The organism is Burkholderia sp. BCC1972 (genome assembly GCF_905339605.1).
Classification (GTDB): domain Bacteria; phylum Pseudomonadota; class Gammaproteobacteria; order Burkholderiales; family Burkholderiaceae; genus Burkholderia.
Genome location: NZ_CAJPGH010000001.1, coordinates 465,492 through 488,291, shown reverse-complemented (window position 1 = coordinate 488,291; position 22,800 = coordinate 465,492). Strand labels below are relative to the sequence as shown.

Here is a 22,800-nt window from a genome sequence, read left to right as displayed (position 1 = left end):
CCGCCGCGTCACTGGAAGTGATGAACGTAGCGCAGCACCATCCGCGTCCCCTGCGGCCGGTTGCGCGCATGGGTCTCGAAGTACGTGTTGAACAACAGGTGGTCGTGCGGCGAGAAGCTATACATGGCGCCCGGCCCGATCGCGAACACGGCCTCCCGCGTGCCGGGCACGTCCTGCCCGTTCTCCTTCATGTCGGTGGTCTGGCGCAGCCAGTAGCCGTTGAGCCCCAGGCGCAGGCCCGGGCGCACTTCGTACTCGGTCGCGAAGTTCACGTGGATCGCCTGGCCGGCCTGCGTCGACGTCACGTCGGGGCCGAGCGACGTGGCCGGCCGATGGTTGGTCGCGTTCCACAGATAGTGCAGCCGCCACGACACGGTCCATTTCGGCGTGAGCCACAGCGTCGCCGCCCAGTACGGGTCGAACGACCAGAAATGACTGCCCGGATTGATCGCGCGCGACGGATCGTACGCGCCGGTCGGCGCGATGAACTGGAATTCCACGCGCTGCGCGAAGCGCGGGCCCTGCGCGCCCATCACCGGGTCGAACTGGATGAACGGGCCGATCAACAGGTCGCCGAACCCGGCGCGCGCATTCAGCGCGACGTTGCCGATGCCGTCGTCGGTCCGCGCGGACGCGATCCACGGCAGGATCACGTCGAGGCCCGGATGCATGCCCGCGAACGTCAGCGGCGACTGATAGACGAGCTGGCTCAGCCCCGCGAACAGGTCGATGTCCTGCTTCGGCAGCCCGACCTTGTTGCCCGCGTTGTCGTTGACGCGGCCGGCCGTGTAGTACTGCAGGTACTGCGTGCCGTACCAGCCGGAGCCGGCCGGTGGCATCCCGTCGAGGAAACTGGTCATGCCGAGGTTGACCGGCGGCAGGTCGGCCGCATGGGCCGGCGCGCTTCCGGCGATGCCGGCGAGCGCGAAGCCTGCGACGACGAGCAGGCGAGAGCCGAGTTTCATGTTCACCACCTCCTGGTTATTTGTCTGTATAACTAATCAAATGGCACGTAAAAGATCGGGATGATCGGCGATCGCACGATACTGGCCGGCATGGAACACGAGCGGCGCCTTGCCGTAGGTGTCGAACTGCTCGATCTCGCCGATGAAGAGCAGGTGATCGCCGCCTTCGTAGTGACCGACGTTGCGGCACACGAAGCGCGCGCTTGCGCCGTCGAGGCACGGCACGCCGCCGCGATCCGATTCGACGTGCAGCACGCCGTCGAACTTGTCGGCGCTGGGCGTCGCGAAGCGGCGCGACAGGTCGATCTGGTCGTGCGCGAGGATGTTGATCGCGAAGTGGGTGGCCGCGATGAAATCCGGCCGGCTCGGCGCGACCTTGCGAAGACTCCACAGCACGAGCGGCGGGTCGAGCGACAGCGACGAGAACGAATTGGCGGTGAGGCCCACCTTGCGACCGTCGGCCGCGCAGGTGGTGATCACGGTGACGCCGGTCGGGAACTGCCCGAATGCGGCACGCAATTGCATCGGGTCGATGGCAGGACGGTCGGTCATGATCGTTTCCATGTCGGTCACGCCGCTCGCACGCTGTGTTCGCGGATCATCGCCGCGCAGGCCGACGGCTCGAACCACCACGGCGAGAAGCGGCGCGGATCGTCGAAGCCGTCGACGATCGCCGCGGCGAGCGACGGCAGCTGGCCGGCCGCGCCGAGCAGTTCGAGGATGTGCGGCGGCGGCGGCGTGAGCAGCGAGTTGGTCCAGCGCACCACATGCTGCGCGTAGGCCCAGTAGCCTTCGAACGTCTGCTGCATCCAGTCTTCGCCGAAGGGCGCGGTATCGCGCGCGACGATCGCGTCGAAATACGCCTTCGCGCACTTCGCGGCGTTGTTCGATCCCTGGCCCGTGATCGGATCGTTGACGACCACCGCATCGGCCATCCCGAACACCGTGCGGCCCGACGGCAACCGGAAGAACGGCTTGCGCACCGTCGGCGCGAAGCGCCCGGCCAGCGTGCCGTTCGAATCGGTCAGCTCGACGTCGCGGCAGCGCTCGAATTCCCACGGCACGTATTGCCGCAGGAACGACAGGCTGCGGTCCAGATGCTGCTCGGGCGTCTTCACGTCGGCCCAGCAGTCGAGCGGGCCGCCCGGAATGCCTTCGAACACCATGATTTCGCACGGGCCCGTCGTGGTCAGCGCGGGGAACACGAAGTATTCGCCGATGCCGGGCAGCAGGTTGAAGCGCACGCGCGAATACGGCTGGCTCGGCGTCATGCCCTTCACGTAGGTGAGCGCCAGCGCGCGTTGCGGGCGGTCGAACGCGCTGCGCGCGTCGTCGCGGCCGAGCAGGTTGACGATGTCGCCCTTGCCGGCCGCGAGCAGCACGAGATCGTGACTGCGCGCCAGTTCCTCGAGCTCGGGTACGCCGACATCGCCGATGCGCACGTCCGCGCCGCGGCGCCGGACGCCGTCGAGCCAGTCGGCCATCTTCACGCGCTGATCGACCGATTGCGCATAGCGCGTCAGCCGCGACGACCAGTCGATCGCCTTGCGGCCGTTGCCGTCCGGATGCGGCACCGCGACGCCGATCCCCTCGACGGACGGGCACGCTTCCTCCCACGCATTCAGGCCGAGGTCGCGCTCGATCTGCAGCGCGGTATGGAACATGCACTGGCTCGACATGACCTTGCCCGTGCGGATCTGCTCCGCGTCGCGGTTGGTCGAGAGCGTGACGTGATAGCCCTGGTCGAGCAGGGCGAAGGCGAGTTGCAGGCCGGACTGGCCGGCGCCGACGATAGCGATGCGTCTCATGGAAATGTCCTTGGTTGGCCGCGTGGCGGCCGGAATGATTGCGTGAAGGGGCGACGCGAAGCGGTCACTCCGCCAGACGCGGAATGGCCGGCAGCGCCTGTTCGGGGCCCATCGCGGCGTAGCCGCCGTCCACTGCGTAATCGGCGCCGGTCACGAAGCTCGCAGCGTCGCTGCACAGGAACGTCACGACCTGCGCGACCTCGGACGGATCGCCGACGCGGCCGAGCAGGTGGAACGGCGCGGCGACGCGATCGGTCTTCGCGCGGTCGCCGTGCGTCATCTCGTCCATCACGCGCGACCACGTCCACCCCGGCGACACCGAGTTGACGCGAATGCGATCGGGCGCGAGATCCATCGCCATGCTGCGCGTGAGCTGGCGGATCGCGGCCTTGGACGTCGGATACAGCCAGCGGCCGGTTTGCGCGCACTGCGCGGAGATCGAGCTGAAGTTCACGATCGCGCCGCCGCCGCGCCGCGCCATGTGCGGATGCACGGCCTTCGCGAGCATCGCGGCCGACACGACGTTGACGTCCATCGCGGCGAGCCAGTCGTTGCGGGTTGCGTGGATGCCGTTGTCGACGTAGCTGCACGCGAGGTTGACGAGCACGTCGATCGCAGCGAAGCGGTCGACGATCGCCGCGATCGCGCGCTCGATCGCGCGGTCGTCGGTGATGTCGAGCGCGACGAACAGCGCACGTTCGCCGAGCGAATCGGCCACGCTTGCGCCGTTCTGCGCATCGAGATCGAGGATCGCGACGTGCGCGCCGGCGCGGATCAGGTCCTGCGCGACCGCGGCGCCGATCAGCGTGGCGCCGCCGGTGACGATCGCGACTTTGCCTGCAAGGGCGGTCATGGGGTGTCTCCCGGAATCGTTGAGTGAGGGAAGGGGCGCGTCAGCGCGCACCCGTCGACGGCTTGCTGTCGTGCCAGCGGCGCATCAGGCCGTTCGACGGCACGGTTTCGTCGAGCAGCTTGCGGGCCGTTTCGACGCCGGCTACCGGCAGCCCGGCCGGCTCGAGCAGGCCGACCTGCACGAGCACGCTCGCCTGGTCCCAGTAGATATGCTCGTGATAGAGCTTGTCGCCGCGAAACTTGACGATCGCGACGAGCGGGATCTCGACCCGCTTGCCGGTCGGCGCGACGCCCGGCAGCATCCAGTCGATCTCGGTGGTGTGCGTGAAGCAGAACAGCAGCTCGTCGACGATCTGGCTCGCACCGATCGTGCGCGAGATCGGCGTGATCGTCGTGTCGGGCGGGTTCGCATGCACGAAGTGATGCGTATAGAAGCGCTTCAGCTCGTCGTGGCCGACGCCGCCCGTCAGCGTCGGAATATGGTTGACGTACGGCTCGGCGACCATCGTGGCCATCGTCGCGTCGACGTTGCGCGTGTCGAATTCGTGCTTCAGATGGGTTTCCCACAGTGCGGACAGGTCGTAGTGCGGGCCGAGCGCGGCGCGGAATGCGGCGATCGCGCGCTGGTGCGCCATGATCGCGGCGGCCTTGTCGAAATGATCGCCGCCGGCGCGGGCGAATGCGTGATCGACGCCCGGATACACGTATACCTCGACGCCGTCGCGCGCGGTCAGCGCGTCGGCGATGCGCTGCTGCGCGTCGGGCGGGCAGAAGCGGTCCTGCCCCGCGATCTGCAGCACGAGCCGCCCGCGCAAGTGGGCCGCCTCGTCCAGCGCGTGCTCGATGCCGACGCCGTAGTAGCTGACCGCCGCGGCCACGTCCGGCAGCCGGCACGCGGCGAGATACGCGAGCTTGCCGCCGAGGCAGTAGCCGAGCACGCCGGCTTCGCCCGTGCATTCCGGCCGCTGCCTGAGCGCGTTCAGCGCGACGCGGACGTCCTCGACGCCCTTGTCCTCGTCGTATTCGCGATAAAGGGCCATCGCGCGCTCGGAATCGGCGGCCGTATAGCCCAGCTCGACTCCCGGCGACTGACGCCAGAACAGGTCGGGCACGAGCACCGTATAGCCTTCCTCCGCGTAGTAGTCGGCCGTTTCGCGCATCGTCGCGTTTGCGCCGAAGATCTCGTGACAGAGCACGATGCCCGGCCCCGTGCCGCCGGCCGGCGTGCTCAGGTACGCGCGGAACGCGCCGCCGTCCGGCGACGGAATCTCGATGTGACGTCCTTTCATGTGTCCCTCCAGTCGGTTCATCTCTTGACGGGCCCAGTATTGGCAGCCGAAAAGCACGCTTCTATCCGCTTTCTTCGGCCGGTATCCGCGAATTCCGGAAACCTGTTGCACCGGCCGCCGCGCGTGGGCAGGCGCGCGGCTGACTGCGGGTATGTGCGGATGCGGAAGGCCCGCACAGTTTTCTACGATGCGCGAACGGTCCGCTTCTTGCGTCGTTTGCGCGGGACTTGCGTGTTTTGAGGGGCAGACTGTCCGGATACTCCGGGCGCTGTCCGGATCGTGCAGAGGATTCCCCAATACCGGGAACGCATGCACGGCGCGAGTGCGATCGAGCATGACGGGAGAACTTCGATGGCGCAATTTTCCGAAACCGGCTGGCTGGCCGACGCCGCCTGTTTCAATCACGACACGCTGCTGCTGGAGTCGAACGACGTCGACGAGGTGCGCGCGCGCGTTGCCGACGTGTTCAAGCCGCACCGCCTGACGCCGACCGGCGAATCGCGCGCGCTGCACAGCTGCATGCATCACGCGCGCTGGGGCAACCTGTCGCTGAACCTGCTCGATTACGGCGGCGGCGTCAGCATCGAGCCGGGGCCGCTCGAACACTTCTTCCTGTTGCAGATCCCGCTGCGCGGCGACGCCGAGATCGAATGCGGCTCGACGCGCTTCGTGTCGTCGCCCGGCACCGCGTCGCTGATCTCGCCGACGCTGCCGCTGAAGATGCAGTGGGGCGATGCATGCCCGCAGGTGATCCTGCGCATCGAGCGCGAAGTGATGGAGCGGCATGCGCAACGGCATTTCGGCGATGACCGGCGTGTGCCGGTCGAATTCGAGCCGGCGTTCAGCCTGTCGTCGCCGCAAGGGACGTGTCTGGCGCAGCTGTTGCCGGTCCTCGCCGGCGCGATCTCGACGGATGCGCATCCGCTGCGCCATCCGCTCGCATTCGAGCAGCTCGAATCGACGCTGCTCAACCTGCTGCTGCACGGCCACCCGAACAGCGCGCGCAACGGCACGCGGCACTTGCCGGTGGCGCTCGCGCCGTTCTACGTGCGGCGCGTCGAGGAATACATCCGCGCGCATCTCGACGAGCCGCTGACGATCGAACGGCTTGCCGAACTCGCCGGCGTCAGCCCGAGTACGCTGTTCGCCGGTTTTCGCAATCGTCACGGGATCACGCCGATGGGCTTCGTGCGGCAGTTGCGGCTGCAACATGTGCGCGAGGAATTGCTGGCCGACGACACGCCGGGGCTCGCGTCGGTGACGGATGTCGCGCTGAAATGGGGTTTCGCGCACCTCGGGCGGTTCGCGATCGAGTACAAGCGGGCGTTCGGCGAATCGCCGTCGGCGACGCTGAGGATGCGGCGCGGGCGGGGGTGAACGCCACGGCGGGACATCGTGCCCGCCGTGGCGATGGTTGCCGGCCCGTGCCGGCGGCCGACGCTTGCCGGATCGTCTACGTCACACCGTGCCTTTCTTCAGATCATCGATGCACGGGATGCCGGCGCGCCGTTTCGGCCGCAGGAATTTCGGCACCGCGCTCGCCTGGCCGACGCCTGCGTGGCTCTGGTCGGCCCTGGGCTTCAACGCGGCCCGCTTGACCTTGTGCGGAATCCGGCAGCCGCCGGCCGGCAGGTCGCCGTACGGATCCTCGTCGGCAGCGGCTGCGGGGGCCGGCGACATCGCGGGGGCGGCCGCTGCGACCAGCATCGGCGCGAACGGCAACGCATGCAGCCGCTCGCCGGTCAGGACGAACGCACCGTTGGCCACCGCCGGCGCGATCGGCGGCACGCCGGCGTCGCTCAAGCCGGTCGGCTGGGCATCCGACGGAACGAAGAACACATCCACCGGCGGCGCTTCCTGCATGCGCACGGGCGGATAGTCGGCGAAACCGGCGTTGCGGACCGCGCCGTGGTCGATGTCGATCGCGAAGCCCGGCTTCGTCGTCGCGAGGCCGAACAGCGCGCCGCCCTGGATCTGCGCTTCCGCGCCGGTCGGGTTGACGATGCGGCCCGCATACACGCCGGCCGTCACGCGATGCACGCGCGGCTGCTGCGCGTCGATCGACACTTCCGTCACGTACGCGACGACCGAGCCGGCCGTTTCGTGCATCGCGACGCCCCACGCGTGCCCGGCCGGCAGCGTGCGCGTGCCGTAGCCCGACTTGTCGACGGCCAGCGCGAGCGCCTGGCGATGGGGCGTATGCTCGGGCCCGGCCAGCCGCGCCATCCGGTAGGCGACCGGATCCTGCCGCGCCGAGTGCGCGAGTTCGTCGACCAGCGTTTCCATCACGAACGCCGTATGCGTGTGGCCGCCCGAGCGCCACGACTGGACCGGCACGTCGGCGTCGGTCTGATGGACCGATACCTGCATCGGGAAGCCGTACGGGCTGTTCGCCACGCCTTCGGTCAGGCCGGGATCGGTGCCGCGCTTGAGCATCGTCGTGCGCTCGAGCGGCGCGCCCTTCAGCACGGACTGGCCGACGACCACATGCTGCCAGTCGCGCACGGCGCCGCTGCCGTCCACGCCGATGTCGACACGGTGCAGCACCATCGGGCGGTAATAGCCGCCGCGCAGATCGTCCTCGCGCGTCCAGATCGTCTTGACCGGGCCGAGGTGGCCGGCCGCGAGATAGGCGGCCGATACGTGGGCGGCTTCGACCACGTAGTCCGACGTCGGCGTCGAGCGCCGGCCATAGTCGCCGCCCGACGTCAGCGTGAAGATCTGGACTTTCTCCGGCGCGACGCCGAGCGCCTTCGCGACCGCCGCGCGGTCGGTCGTCTGCAGCGACGAGCCGCCCCAGATCTTGATCCCGCACGCGCAGCTCGCCGGGCCGACGTCGACCGTGCAGCTGAGCGGTTCCATCGCCGCGTGCGCGAGATACGGAAATTCGTAATCCTTCCGAATTCGCGTGGCAGCCGGCGGCGCGCTGCCGGCGTCGGCCGTGCGCACCACGGTGCCCGGCGTGCCGGCGAGCTGCTTGTACGCCTGCATCTGTTCGGCGGACGTGACGGTCGAGCCGGCGTCCTTCCATGTGACCTTCAACGCATCGCGGCCGAGCTTGGCCGGCCAGTAGCCCTCGGCGATGACCGCGACGCCGGTGCCGCCGCGATCGGTCGGGATCTCGACGACCTCGACCACGCCCTTGACGGCCCGCGCCGCCGCTGCATCGTAGCTCGCGACCTTGCCGCCGAAGCGCGGCGGGCGCGCGACCACGGCCACCATCGTGTCCGGCAGGCGCCAGTCCATCCCGTACTTGAGCGTGCCATCGAGCATCGCGCGTGAATCGAGGCGCGGTGTCGGCTTGCCGATGATGCGGAACTGGTCCGGCGACTTCAACGGCACCTGCTGCGGTACCGGCATCGCCATCGCGGCTGGTGCGAGTTCGCCGTACGTCGCGCGGTAGCTGCCGGACGTCACGACACCGTTCGCCGTCCGGCACGTGGCGGGATCGACGTTCCAGCGCTGCGCGGCGGCGGCGACGAGCATCGCGCGAGCGGACGCGCCGAGTTCGCGGTATTGCGCGAACGAATGATTGACCGACGTCGAGCCGGCCGTCATCTGGATGCCCGTCACCGGATCCTTGTACGGCTCGCCGGCCGGCGCGAGCACGGTGCGCACGTTGCGCCAGTCGGCATCGAGTTCGTCGGCCAGCGCCATCGGCAGCGCGGTGCTGACGCCCTGGCCGGATTCCGTCCGGTTGACGGCGACCGTTACGGTGTTGTCCGGCGCAATGATCAGGAATGCTTGAGGAGGGGAGGTCCGGAGGGCCGTGCCGGCTTCGGCCCGGACTCGCGTCGGCGCGATCCCCAGCGCGAGACAGCCGCCCGCTGCGATCGTGAGCTTCAGGAAGCCGCGCCGGCCGGGCATCGGGGCATCGGCTCCGGTGACGGGCAGCGCGTCGCGGTGAGCGGTGTCGGCGCTTGCCGGGCGCCCGAAAGTGCGGATACGCATGGTCGATGTCTCCCGGCAGGCTCAGGCAAGCGCGTGGGCCGCGTCGTGAATCGCGGCACGAATGCGCTGGTAGGTTGCGCAACGGCACAGGTTGCCGGCCATCGCGCGATCGATGTCGGCATCGGTCGGCGCCTTGTTGCCGTGCAGCAGGCCGGCCGCGCTCATCATCTGGCCGCTCTGGCAGTAGCCGCATTGGGCGACGTCGTGCCGGATCCACGCGGCGAGGACGGCCTTGCCGACCGCATCGTCGGCGAGATGTTCGGACGTCGTGATGCGCGCACTCCCGACTGCCGACAGCGCCAGCGTGCAGCTTCGGGCCGGCTGCCCGTCGACATGAACGGTGCAGGCGCCGCAGTCGCCGGTGCCGCATCCGAACTTGGTGCCGGTCAGGCCGAGGTTGTCGCGCAGTACCCAGAGCACCGGTGTCGACGGATCGGCGTCGATCTCGGCCGGCCGGTTGTTGATATTCAGCGTCACCATCGTGAAAGTCTCCCTTGGACACCTCGTTATTGCCCGCGAAGCAGAAAGGCAATGCAGCGGATCTGAATCAATTAAAGCAGATTCCTGAAAAATTCTGCATGGGCGAATTTTAATTTTTTGCCTTTCTTAATGATTTTCGCGATTTATTTAAAGTGAATCACCTTCATCATGAACTCGAAGGAATTAATGCAAACGAAAGAATGTTGATATTTGACAAAAGCGTGTCGGACCCATGGAAAACGTTTGCGAGTCAGGCCTATATTTGACTCGCGATCACCCCTGGAGACATGTGGATCGAACGACAGGCGCTGACGAATCGATACCCGGAGCGACTGGCACACGGTTTTTCGGCCGGTCCGGAATCGGTGCTCGATCGTCGTGAAAGCGGGCCCCGTGTGGACATCGATTCGGCACGCATGCCGAGCGGCCTGTATAGACAGACGCACCATGACCCGCGGTCGCCGGGGTAATGCCTTTCATTTTAAAAAACAGCATCTTCCTATCAGGGAGAGATTTACCGGGCAAGGGGGCTTAAAAGTAAAATATGCCGATCACGTAATTCTCGCCAATTAATTTCCGTTTTCCTTCAATCAAGCCGATCAGTTTCTGACCGGCGACGGGACGGTATTTTTCAAAAGCATCGAATAACGCATTCCGGTATTCACGCCCGGCATTCTGATGTGCCGTGGCGAGGCCCGGTGTCGTCGATTTTCTTATGGGAAGGTGTGATCATGCGTACGGGTTCGAATAAAAAGCGCGCGGAAGCACGTCCGAAACTCCTTGTCCCGACCGGCATGCTGGTCGCGCTGGTCGGCGCGGGGATCGTTCCCGTCGATGCATTGGCCGCCTGCACTGGAACGACGACCATCACCTGTACCGGGGCCAACACCACCTATTCGAACGGCACGAACAATCTCAACCTGACCGTTGCGCCCGGCGCGACCGTGTCCGTGGTGCCGCTGATCGGCGGCACCGCGTTGTCGCTGACGGGCAGCGGCGTCACGCTGACCAACAGCGGCAGAATCGACCCGGCGTTGTCCGGCCTGAGTTTCGTATCGAACGGCACCGTCGTCGGCAATATCGCATCGGCGAGCACCGTCAACGTCACGAACGCGAGCACGGGCGTGATGATGGGTTCGACGAGTTCGCTGCTGAACGGCCCGGCATTGACCGTATACAACGGCACGGGCGGCACGACGAACATCACGAATGCCGGCACGATCGGCACGACGGGGCTGCTCGGCTTTTCCGCCGGGCCTACGGCGCAGGTCGTCACCACGTCGGGGGGCGCGCAAGTCAACTTCACGAACGTGAGCGGCGGCGCGATCAACGGCTCCATCGTGCTTGCGCCCAGCACCCTGGCCGGCACCGGCAATACGTTTACCAACGGCGGAACCGTGACGGGCAACGTGTCGCTGGGCGCGGCGCTCGGCACGGCCAACACGTTCAACGCGATGACCGGGTCATCGGTCGGGCTCGGTGTCGATGCGGGCCTGGGCGGCAACAACACGCTCAATCTGCAGCAGAACACCGCGACCGGCAGCCCCACGAGCGGCACCATTGCGGTCGATACGTACGGCAATTTCACGAATCTCGCGGTGCAGGGCGGCACCTGGAACATCACCGGCGCGTCGAGCGCATCGAACGCGTCGCTGACCGGCGGCACCGCGATCGTCAACGGCACCGGCGCGCTGGGCACGGGCACGATCGTCGGTGGCGGGGGCACGCTCGAGGCAGGCACGGCCGGCGTGAATCTCCTCAACAACGTGACGCTCGGCGCGGGCCTGACGGTCGACGGTGCGACCGGTCTCGCGCTGTCGGGCTCGATCAGCGGCAGCGGCGCGCTGAACGCGAGCGGCACCGGCACGCTGACACTCAACGGCGCCAATGCGTTCACGGGGGGGACGAACCTGTCGGGCGGCGGCGGGCTCGTCGTCGGCACCGGCGTGGCGCTCGGCACGGGCGCGCTGCACGTGAGCGGCGCGGGCGGCACGCTTGGCACCAGCGTCAGCGGCACGCTACTCGGCAATGCGGTGAATCTCGATACCGGCGTGACGCTGGGCCTGAACGGTTCGGCCAATCTCGGCCTGATCGGCACGATCGCAGGCAATGGCGGCCTTGCGCAAACCGGGACGGGGGCGACGACGCTGTTCGGCGCGAACACGTTCACCGGCGGCACGGCGCTGAGCGGCGGCGGCCTGATCGCGGGCAACGGTTCGGCGCTCGGCACCGGCGCGCTGCACGTGACCGGTGCGGGCGGCTCGCTTGCGGCGAATGCGACCGGCATGGTGCTCGGCAATGCGGTGAATCTCGATGCAGGGGCCACGCTGGGCCTGAACGGTGCGGCAGGCCTGAGCCTCGGCGGATCGATCGCCGGTAACGGCGGCCTCGCGCAAAGCGGCACGGGCACGACGACGCTGCTCGGCGTGAACACGTTCTCGGGCGGCACCGCACTGAGCGGCGGCGGGTTGATCGCCGGCAATGGCGCGGCGCTCGGCACGGGCGCGCTGAGCGTGTCCGGCACGGGCGGCACGCTCGCGACAAGCGTCGGCGGCACCGTGCTCGACAATCTGGTGAACCTGGGCGCGGGCGCCACGCTCGGCCTGAACGGCTCGGCCGACCTGAGCCTGCGCGGCGCGATCGGCGGGAACGGCCAACTGGCGCAAACCGGGGCCGGCACGACGACGCTGCTCGGCCCGAACACCTTCACGGGCGGCACGGTGATGAGCGGCGGCGGCCTCATCGCCGGCAACGTCGTGGCATTGGGCACGGGCGCACTGAACGTGACCGGCGCGGGCGGCTCGCTGGCCACGAATGTCAGCGGCACGGTGCTCGACAATACCGTGAACCTCGGTGCGGGCGCGACGCTCGGCCTGAACGGCGCGGCCGATCTGGGCCTGAGCGGCGTGATTTCCGGGGCAGGCGGCCTCGCGCTCGGCGGTACCGGCGCCACGACGCTGTCCGGCGCGAACACCTTCACCGGCGGCGCGAGCCTGACGGGTGGCGGCAGCCTGATCGTCGAAGGCGGCACGGCGCTCGGCATCGGCGGCGCTTTGAACGTGAGCGGCCTGGGCGGGTCGCTGAGCGCGGATCTGGCCGCCGGTGCGACACTGGCGAACACGATCAACCTGAACGGCGCGGCGCTCACGCTGAACGGCGCGCACGACCTCGGTCTGAGCGGCGCGATCGGCGGCAGCGGCGGTCTCGTGCTGAGCGGCACCGGGACGACGACGCTGTCCGGCGCGAACTCCTTCGGCGGCGGCACGACGCTGAGCGCCGGCACGCTGCTCGCAGGCAACAACTCGGCGCTGGGCAGCGGCGCGCTGAATGTCGCCGGTACGGGCGGCGCGCTCGGCGCGAGCGTGAACGGCATCGCGCTGGGCAACGCGGTGAACCTGAACGCGGGCGCGACGCTCGCGTTGACTGGCGCGAACGATCTCGGCCTGAGCGGCACGATTGCCGGTAACGGCGGGCTCGCGCAAATCGGCTCGGGTATCACGACGTTGACCGGGACGAACACGTTCTCGGGCGGCACGACGCTGAGCGGCGGCGGCATCCTCGCGGGCAACGGCGCCGCGCTGGGTACGGGCGCGCTGAACGTGACCGGCGCGGGCGGCTCGCTCGGCACGACCGTCGGCGGCACGGTACTCGGCAACGCGATCCAGCTCGGCGCGGGCGCGGCCCTGACGGTTGGGGGTGCGAACGATCTCGGGCTGGGCGGGATCATTTCCGGTACCGGCGGCTTGTCCGTGAACGGCCCGGGCACGACGACGCTCACCGCGGCCGAGACGTTCACCGGCGGCACCACGATCGGCAGCGGCACGCTCGCGATCGGCGCAGGCGGCAGCCTCGCCGCGTCGAGCCCGGTCAACCTGACCGGCGCCGGGGCGCAGTTCAACATCGCCGGTGCGACCACGCCGCAGTCGATCGGCACGCTGTCGGGTGTCGCGGGTTCGGCGATCGATCTCGGTTCGAATCACCTGACGCTGGCGGGCAGCGGCAGCGGCGTCTTCGCCGGCAACATCGGCGGTGCGGGCGGGCTGACGCTGTCCGGCACCGGTTCGCAGGCGCTGACCGGCAACAACACGTATGCGGGCGGCACCGCGCTGACGGGCGGCAGCCTGGTCGTCGGCAGCGGCGCGGCGCTCGGCCTGGGCGCACTCGATGTCAACGGCTCGGCGTCGCTCGGCGCGAGCGTGCCGGGCGTGACGCTCGGCAACGCGGTCAATCTCGGTGCCGGTGTCACGCTGGGGCTGAACGGCGCGAACGATCTCGGCCTGAGCGGCACGATCGCCGGAACCGGCAGCCTCGCGCAAACCGGAGCCGGCACGACGACGCTGCTCGGGGCGAACACGTTCTCGGGCGGCACCACACTGAGCGGCGGCGGGCTGATCGCCGGCAATGGCGCGGCGCTCGGCACGGGCGCGCTGAGCGTCGCGGGCACGGGCGGCAAGCTTGCCACGAACGTCGCCGGTACGGTGCTCGGCAACGCGGTGAACCTCGGTGCGGGCGCGACGCTCGGCCTGAACGGCGCGGCCGATCTGAGCCTGGGCGGCGTGATTTCCGGCAACGGCGGCCTTGCGCAAACCGGCAGCGGCACGACGACGCTGCTCGGCGCGAACACGTTTACCGGCGGCACGACACTGAGCGGCGGCGGGCTCATCGCCGGCAACGCCTCGGCGCTCGGCACGGGCGCGTTGAACGTCGCCGGCGCGGGCGGCTCGCTCGGCACGAGCGTCGGCGGCACGGTGCTCGGCAACGCGGTGAATCTCGGCACGGGCGCGACGTTGACGGTCGGCGGCGCGAACAACATCGGTCTCGGCGGCGCGATTTCGGGCGGCGGCAATCTCGCGGTGAGCGGCCCGTCGACAACGACGCTGACCGGCGCCGGGTCGTACACCGGCGGCACGACGATCGGCATCGGCAGCACGCTGGCGGTCGGCGCGGGCGGGAGCCTGTCGGGCGGCAGCCTGTTCGATCTGGCCGGCGCGGGCGCGACGCTCGACCTGAGCGCGGCCACGTCGCCGCAGACGACGGGCGGGCTGGTCGGTACCGCCGGCTCGACGGTGAATCTCGGCGGCAATACGTTGACGCTCGGCGGTTCCGGCAGCGGCACGTTCGGCGGCACGATCGGCGGGGCCGGCGGGCTGACGCTGGCAGGCACCGGCACGGAGACGCTGACCGGCGCGAATACGTACACGGGCGGCACGACGATCAACGGCGGCACGCTGGCGATCGGCGCCGGCGGCAGCCTCGCAGCCAGCGGCGCAGTGAATCTGGGCGGCGCCGGCGCGACCTTCGACCTGAGCGGTGCAGGGTTGCCGCAGGCGATCGGCACGCTGTCGGGCGTGGCCGGTTCGACGGTGAACCTCGGCGGCAACGGCCTGACGCTGGGCGGTGCCGGCAGCGGCACGTTCGGCGGCACGCTCGCGGGGGCAGGCGGCAGCCTCACGCTGTCGGGCACGGGCACCGAAACGCTGAACGGGGCCAACACGTATACGGGCGGCACGAACCTCACCGGTGGCGGCACGCTGCTCGCCGGCAACGGTGCGGCACTCGGCACGGGCGCGTTGAACGTCGCCGGCGCAGGCGGCTCGCTCGGCACGAGCATCGCCGGCACGACGCTGAACAACACGGTGAATCTCGGCACCGGTTCGGCACTGACGCTCGGCGGCACGAACGACCTGGGCCTCGGCGGCGTCATCGCCGGCGGCGGCGGTCTCGCGCAAACCGGCAGCGGAACGACTACGCTCACCGGCGCGAACACCTACACAGGCGGCACGACGCTGAGTGCCGGCGGCCTGTCGATCGGCAGCAACACGGCGCTCGGCACGGGCGCGCTCAGCGTCACCGGCGCCGGCGGGACAGTCAGCGCGAGCACCGCCAACCTGCTGCTGGCGAATGCCATCGGCCTGGGCGCCGGTTCGTCGCTGAATCTCGGCGGCGCGTTCGACTTCGGCCTGAACGGCGTCATTTCCGGTGCAGGCGGCGTGGTGCAGTCCGGCACGGGCACGACCACGCTCGGCGGCGCGAACACGTACGGCGGCGGAACGACGCTGAACAGCGGCGGGCTGAGCGTCGGCAGCAACACCGCGCTCGGCTCCGGGGCATTGAACGTGACCGGCAACGGCACGCTGAACGCGAGCGTGAGCGGCACGACGCTCGGCAATGCGGTCACGCTCGGCGCGGGCGCGACGCTCGGGCTGAACGGCGCGAACGATCTCGGCCTGAGCGGCACGATTTCCGGCAGCGGCGGGCTTGCACAGACTGGCACGGGCACGACGACGCTCACGGGCACGAACACCTATGGCGGCGGCACCACGCTGAGTGGCGGCGGGCTCATTGCCGGCAACGGCACCGCACTGGGCTCCGGCGCACTGAACGTGACGGGCGCGGGCGGTTCGCTCGGCACGAACGTCGGCGGCACGACGCTCGGCAATGCGGTGAATCTCGGTGCAGGGTCGACGCTGACCGTTGGGGGTGCGAACGATCTCGGGCTGGGTGGCGCGATCTCGGGCAGCGGCGGTCTGTCGGTCAGCGGCCCATCGACGACGACGCTCACGGGCGTGAACACCTATACCGGCAATACGACGATCGGCGGCGGCAGCACGCTGGCGGTCGGCGCGGGCGGCAGCCTGTCGGCGGGCAGCGCGCTCGACCTCGCGGGCACGGGCGCGAAGCTCGACATCAGCGCGGCGACCACGCCGCAAACGAGCGGGATGTTGTCCGGCGTAGCGGGCACGAACGTGAATCTCGGCGGCAACACGCTGACGCTGGCCGGCACGGGCAACGGCAGCTACGCGGGGACGATCGGCGGCACCGGCGGGCTGACGATGTCCGGTACGGGCACGGAAACGCTGACGGGGACCAACACGTACACGGGCGCGACGACGATCAACAGCGGCACGCTCGCGATCGGCGCGGGCGGCAGCCTGTCGGGCAGCAGCCCGGTGAATCTGGCCGGTGCAGGCGCAACCTTCGACGTCAGCGGCGCGACCACGCCGCAGACGACGGGCACGCTGTCGGGCGTGGCCGGTTCGACGGTGAACCTCGGCGGCAACAACCTGACGCTCGGCGGTGCCGGCAACGGCACGTACGGCGGCACGATTGCCGGCACGGGCGGCAGCCTCACGTTGTCGGGCACGGGTACCGAAACGCTGATGGGCAACAACACGTACACGGGCGGCACGACCCTGAGCGGCGGCGGCACGTTGCTCGCAGGCAGCGGTTCCGCGCTCGGCACAGGCGCACTGCATACCAGCGGCGCGGGCGGCACGCTCGGTACGAGCGTGGCCGGTACGACGCTGACCAACGCGATCGATCTCGGTACGGGTTCGACGCTGACGGTTGGCGGTGCGAACAATCTGGGCCTCGGCGGCGCGATCTCGGGCAGCGGCAACCTCGCGGTGAACGGCCCGTCGACGACGACGCTGACCGGCGCCGGGACGTACACCGGCAACACGACGATCGGCAACGGCAGCACGCTGGCGGTCGGCGCGGGCGGCAGCCTGTCGGGCGGCAGCGCGATCAACCTGGCCGGCGCGGGCTCGACGCTGGACGTGAGCGCGGCCACGTCGCCGCAGACGACCGGCACGCTGTCGGGCGCAGCGGGTTCGGCGGTGAATCTCGGCGGAAATACGCTGACGCTCGGCGGGTCGGGCAACGGCACGTTCGGCGGAACGGTCGGCGGCACGGGTGGCCTGACGCTGTCGGGCACCGGCACGGAAACGCTGACGGGCACCAACACGTACACCGGCGCGACGACGATCAACAGCGGCACGCTGGCGATTGGCGCAGGCGGCAGCCTGTCGGCCAGCAGCCCGGTGAATCTGGCCGGTGCGGGCGCAACCTTCGACGTCAGCGGCGCGACCACGCCGCAGACGACGGGCACGCTGTCGGGCGTCGCCGGTTCGACGGTGAACCTCGGCGGCAACAACCTGACGCTCGGCGGCACGGGCAACGGCACGTACGGCGGCACGATCGCCGGTACGGGCGGCAGCCTGACGTTGTCGGGCACCGGTACCGAAACGCTGACGGGCAACAACACCTATACGGGTGGTACGAGCCTGACGGGCGGCGGCACATTGATCGCGGGCAGCGGCTCGGCGCTCGGCACGGGCGCGCTGAACACGAGCGGCGCAGGCGGCACGCTGGCCGCGGGCACGCCCGGCACGACGCTCGGCAACGCCGTGAATCTCGGCGCGGGTTCGACGCTGACAGTTGGCGGTGCGAACAACCTGGGCCTGGGCGGCGGAATCTCGGGCAGCGGCAACCTCGCTGTGAACGGCCCGTCGACGACGACGCTCACGGGTGCCAGCTCGTACACCGGCAGCACGACGATCGGCAACGGCAGCACGCTGGCGGTCGGCGCGGGCGGCAGCCTGTCGGGCGGCAGCGCGATCGACCTCGCCGGCACCGGCGCCACGCTCGACCTGAGCGCGGCCACCTCCGCGCAGACGACGGGCGCGCTGTCCGGCGGCGCGGGCACGAACGTCAACCTGGGCGGCAATACGCTCACGCTCGGCGGCGCAGGCAGCGGCACATACGGGGGCGTGATCGGCGGCACGGGCGGGTTGACGCTGTCGGGCACCGGCACCGAAACGCTGACGGGGACCAACACGTATACCGGCGCGACGACGATCAACAGCGGCACGCTGGCGATCAGCGGCAACGGCAGCCTGTCGTCGAGCAGCCCGGTCAGCCTGACGGCGTCGGGCGCGACGCTCGACCTGAGCGGCGCGTCGTCGCCGCAATCGACCGGCGCGATCTCGGGCGTGGCCGGCTCGACGGTGAACCTGGGCAACAACAACCTGACGCTCGGCGGCACGAGCAGCGGCACCTATGCGGGCAACATCGCCGGCACCGGTGGCGTGACGATGAACGGCACGGGCACCGAAACGCTGACGGGCGCGAACTCCTATACGGGGGCGACGACGATCAACAGCGGCACGCTCGCGATCGGCGCGGGCGGCAGCCTGTCGGGGACGACGCCGGTGAGCCTGACGGGTGCGGGCGCAACCTTCGACCTGAGCGGCGCGACCACGCCGCAGACGACCGGCACGCTGTCGGGCGTCGCGGGTTCGACGGTGAACCTCGGCGGCAACAGCCTGACGCTCGGCGGCACGGGTAGCGGCACGTACGACGGCACGATCGCGGGCGCGGGCGGCAGCCTCACGCTGGCGGGCACGGGCACCGAAACGTTGACGGGCATCAACACCTATACGGGTGGTACGAGCCTGACGGGCGGCGGCACGCTGATCGCCGGCAACGGCGCGGCGCTCGGCACCGGCGCGTTGAACACGAGCGGCGCAGGCGGCACGCTCGGCACCAGCGTGGCCGGCACGACGCTCGGCAACGCGATGAATCTCGGCGCAGGCTCGACGCTGACGGTCGGCGGCGCGAACAACCTCGGCCTCGGCGGCGCGATCACCGGCAGCGGCAATCTCGCGGTGAACGGTCCGTCGACGACGACGCTGACCGGCGCGAGCGCGTACACCGGCAACACGACGATCGGCAACGGCAGCACGCTGGCGGTCGGCGCGGGCGGCAGCCTGTCGGGCGGCAGCGCGGTCAATCTGGCCGGCGCAGGGGCAACGCTCGATCTGAGCAGCGCCACGACGCCGCAGTCGACCGGCGCGTTGTCGGGCGTGTCGGGTTCGACGGTGAACCTCGGCGGCAACGCGCTGACGCTCGGCGGTTCCGGCAGCGGCACGTACGGCGGCACGATCGCCGGCACGGGCGGCAGCCTGACGCTGGCGGGCACGGGCACCGAAACGCTGAACGGGACGAACACGTACACGGGCGGCACGACCCTGAGCGGCGGCGGCATGCTGCTCGCCGGCAACGGTTCGGCGCTCGGCACCGGCGCGTTGAACACCAGCGGCGCGGGCGGCACGCTCGGGACCAGCGTGGCCGGCACGACGCTGACCAACACGATCAATCTCGGCGCGGGGTCGACGCTCACCGTTGGCGGTGCGAACAATCTGGGCCTGGGCGGCGCGATCGGCGGCAGCGGCAACCTCGCGGTGAATGGTCCGTCGACGACGACGCTCACGGGCGCCAGCTCGTACACCGGCAGCACGACGATCGGCAACGGCAGCACGCTGGCGGTCGGCGCGGGCGGCAGCCTGTCGGCGGGCAGCGCGGTCGATTTGTCCGGGACGGGCGCCACGCTGGACCTGAGCGCTGCGACGACGCCGCAGACCACGGGCGCGGTGTCGGGCGTGTCGGGTTCGACCGTGAATCTGGGCAGCAACACGCTGACGCTGGGTGGTTCCGGTAACGGCACGTACGGCGGCACCGTCGCCGGCACGGGCGGCTTGACGTTGTCGGGCAGCGGCACGCAAACGCTGACGGGGGCCAACACGTACACCGGCGCGACGACGATCAACAGCGGCACGCTCGCGATCGGCGCGGGCGGCAGCCTCTCCGGCAGCAGCCCGCTGAACCTCGCCGGTGCGGGCGCAACCTTCGACGTCAGCGGGGCGACGACGCCGCAAACGACGACCGCGCTGTCGGGCGTGACCGGTTCGACGGTGAACCTCGGTGCGAACAACCTGACGCTCGGCGGGTCGGGCAGCGGCACGTTCGGCGGCACGATCGCCGGCACGGGCGGCAGCCTGACGCTGGGCGGCACGGGCACCGAGACGCTGACCGGTCCGAACACGTATTCGGGCGGCACGAACCTGACCGGTGGCGGCACGCTGGTCGCGGGCAGCAACACGGCGCTCGGTACCGGCGCGCTGAACGCGGGCGGCGCAGGCGGCACGCTGGCGGCCGGCACGCCGGGCACGACGCTGGCCAATGCGGTGAACCTCGGGACGGGTTCGACGCTGACGGTGGGCGGCCCGAACAGCCTCGGCCTGACCGGTGCGATTTCCGGCAACGGCAATCTGTCGATCGCCGGCCCGGCGACGACGATGCTGTCGGGTGCGAACACCTACACCGGCGGCACGAGCGTCACCGGCGGCGGCACGCTGGTCGCCGGCACGCCGACCGCGCTCGGCAGCGGCACGCTGAGCGTCGGCGGCAACGGCGGCACGCTCGGCACCAGCGTCGCGGGCACGACGCTCGGCAATGCGGTGAACCTCGGCACGGGCTCGACGCTGACGGTCGGCGGCGCCAACAACCTCGGGTTGAGCGGCGCGATCTCGGGCGGCGGCAACCTGGCGGTGAGCGGCCCGTCTACGACGACCCTCAGCGGTGCGAACTCGTACACGGGCGGCACGACGATCGGCAACGGCAGCACGCTGGCGGTCGGCGGCAACGGCAGCCTGTCGGCGGGCAGCGCACTGACGCTGGCCGGCAACGGCGCGACGCTCGATGTCGGCGCGGCCAGGACGCCGCAGGCGGCGAGCGCGCTGTCGGGCGCCGCCGGTTCGACCGTGAATCTCGGCGGCAACACGCTGACCGTGGCCGGACCGACGGGCGGCTCCTTCGGCGGCACGATCGCGGGCACCGGCGGCTTCGCGGTGCAGGGCGGCGGCACGCAGACGCTGACCGGCGCCAACACCTATACCGGCAGCACGACGATCGGCAGCGGCAGCATGCTCGCGCTCGCCGGCGCAGGCAGCCTCGCGCCGACGAGCCCGGTGATGCTCGCGGGCAGCGGCGCGACGCTGAACCTGACGGCTGCGGCCGTGCCGCAGTCGATCGGCACGCTGTCGGGTACGACGGGCTCGAACGTGAATCTCGGCAGCACGCCGCTGACGGTCAATACCGCGGGCACCAGCTCGTTCGCGGGCACGCTGTCGGGTACCGGCCCGCTGACGCTGGCCGGCACGGGTGCGCAGGTGCTGAGCGGGACCAACACGCTGTCCGGGCCGACGACCGTGACCGGCGGCACGCTCGCCGTCACGGGTTCGCTGGCCGGCTCGCCGGTGACCGTCGGCAGCGGCGCGACCGTCACGGGCACGGGCACGATCGGCGGCCTGGCCGTGTCGGGCGGCGGCACCGCATCGGTCCTCCAGCCTGGGCAGACGCTGAAGGTCGCGGGCAACGCGACGTTCCAGCCGGGTTCGACGCTGCAGGTCGGCGCCACGCCGCAGCAGAGCGGCGGCCTCGACGTGACCGGCTCCGCCACGCTCAACGGCGGGTCGGTACAGGTCGTCGCGGCGGCCGGGCAATACCAGCCGGGCAAGCTCTACACCATCGTGAATGCCGGCGCGGGCGTGCAAGGGCAGTTCAGCGCGGTGAACTCGACCTATGCGTTCCTCACGCCGACGCTCACGTACAACCCGGCGCAGGTGCTGATGTCGCTGGCCCCGAACGGCACGCCGTTCGCGTCGGTTGCGACGACGCCCGACGGGCGAGCGGCGGCGGGCGCGGTCGGCACGCTCGGCGCCGGCAATCCGCTGTTCGATACGGTGCTGACGTCGGATTCGAAGACCGCGAACCGCGCATTCACGCAGCTCGCCGGCGATCTGTATCCGAGTACGCGAAGCGTGCTGCTGTCGGATAGCCGCTACGTGCGCGACGCGGTGCTCGATCGTGCGCGGCTCGGTTCGCAGCCGGGCGGGGCGCTGTGCGGATGCGAGGCGCCGGTGTCGGCGGACGATCACGCGGCGGCGCTTGACCGGCGCATGGCCGCGGAGAACGGCTGCACGCCCGCCAGGTCGTACAAGCCGGCGGTGTGGGGCCGGCTGTACGGCTCGCATAGCCGGTTCGACGGCGATAGCGTCGCTTCGATCGATCGCAACCTGTACGGCTTCGTCGTCGGGACGGATGCGGAAGTCAGCAGCCACTGGCGCGTCGGTATCGCGGGCGGTGCATCGCGCAGCCAGCTCAATACCGACCAGAACGAGTCGGCGAAGGTCAACGGCGAGACGATCGCGCTGTACGCCAGCGGCCGGTACGACGCGTGGAACGTGCGCGGTGGCGTGTCGCAGTCGTGGTACCGCGTGCATAGCGAGCGCAATCCGTCGTTCGGCAGTTTCGCCGATCACGACACGGCCAGCTACGACGCGAACGCGACGCAGGTGTTCACCGAGATCGGCTACTCGACGGCGTTCCGCAACATCGCGCTCGAACCGTTTGTCGGGCTCGCGTATGCGAGCCTGCACACCGGCGGTTTCAAGGAGAACGGCGGCGCGGCTGCCCTGCAGGGCGATTCCGACACGACGGGCCTCGGCTTCTCGACATTCGGCGTGCGGGCCTCGACGGACCTCGCGGTCACGACGAAGGGCAAGGTCACGGCCTTCGGCACGGTCGGCTGGCGGCATGCATTCGGCAATACGCAGCCGGCGTCGACGCTGTCGTTCGCGAGTGGCGGGTCGCCGTTCAGCGTGGTCGGCGTGCCGATCGCACGCGATGCGGCCGTGCTCGAGGTCGGCGTCGATGCGGCCGTGACGAAGAACCTGTCGCTCGGCCTGTCGTACAGCGGCCAGCTCGGCGGCCACATCAGCGATCACGCGCTGTACGGCAATCTGTTGTGGAAGTTCTAAGGGGGTGGCCGCT

At 70.0% G+C, this 22,800-nt stretch carries 9 protein-coding genes; 2 read left to right on the top strand and 7 right to left on the bottom strand.

Annotated elements, in window-relative coordinates; translation table 11 throughout:
* Positions 1–8: 8 nt before the first annotated feature.
* The 5 genes from U5798_RS02175 to U5798_RS02155 form a co-directional block, all read right to left on the bottom strand.
* Positions 9–965 (bottom strand): transporter, encoded by a 957-nt coding sequence (locus tag U5798_RS02175; protein WP_322081020.1) that lies wholly within the window; start codon positions 963–965, stop codon positions 9–11.
* A 36-nt stretch (positions 966–1,001) separates the two neighbouring features.
* Positions 1,002–1,529, bottom strand: coding sequence for a flavin reductase family protein (locus U5798_RS02170; RefSeq protein ID WP_322081019.1), 528 nt, complete (start codon positions 1,527–1,529; stop codon positions 1,002–1,004).
* 5 nt (positions 1,530–1,534) lie between these two features.
* Positions 1,535–2,773: a styrene monooxygenase/indole monooxygenase family protein gene (locus U5798_RS02165; protein ID WP_322081018.1), complete on the bottom strand. Its 1,239-nt coding sequence runs from the start codon at positions 2,771–2,773 to the stop codon at positions 1,535–1,537.
* Between the two features lie 64 nt (positions 2,774–2,837).
* The gene (locus U5798_RS02160; RefSeq protein ID WP_322081017.1) at positions 2,838–3,626 is read right to left on the bottom strand and encodes an SDR family oxidoreductase; all 789 of its coding nucleotides are present in this window, start codon (positions 3,624–3,626) and stop codon (positions 2,838–2,840) included.
* Positions 3,627–3,666: 40 nt separating this feature from the next.
* Entirely contained in the window at positions 3,667–4,914 is a 1,248-nt protein-coding gene (locus tag U5798_RS02155; RefSeq protein WP_322081016.1) for a dienelactone hydrolase family protein, read from the bottom strand.
* 351 nt (positions 4,915–5,265) lie between these two features.
* Here U5798_RS02155 and U5798_RS02150 point away from each other — a divergent pair, with 351 nt between their 5' ends.
* Entirely contained in the window at positions 5,266–6,291 is a 1,026-nt protein-coding gene (locus U5798_RS02150) for an AraC family transcriptional regulator (RefSeq protein ID WP_322081015.1), read from the top strand.
* 81 nt (positions 6,292–6,372) lie between these two features.
* On the opposite strand, the gene U5798_RS02145 is transcribed toward U5798_RS02150, so the two are convergent.
* Entirely contained in the window at positions 6,373–8,865 is a 2,493-nt protein-coding gene (locus tag U5798_RS02145) for a xanthine dehydrogenase family protein molybdopterin-binding subunit (RefSeq protein WP_322081014.1), read from the bottom strand.
* A gap of 21 nt (positions 8,866–8,886) precedes the next feature.
* Complete coding sequence (locus U5798_RS02140) at positions 8,887–9,345, bottom strand: (2Fe-2S)-binding protein (RefSeq protein ID WP_322081013.1); 459 nt, start codon at positions 9,343–9,345, stop codon at positions 8,887–8,889.
* 731 nt (positions 9,346–10,076) lie between these two features.
* Here U5798_RS02140 and U5798_RS02135 point away from each other — a divergent pair.
* Entirely contained in the window at positions 10,077–22,787 is a 12,711-nt protein-coding gene (locus U5798_RS02135; protein ID WP_322081012.1) for an autotransporter-associated beta strand repeat-containing protein, read from the top strand.
* Positions 22,788–22,800 lie beyond the last annotated feature (13 nt).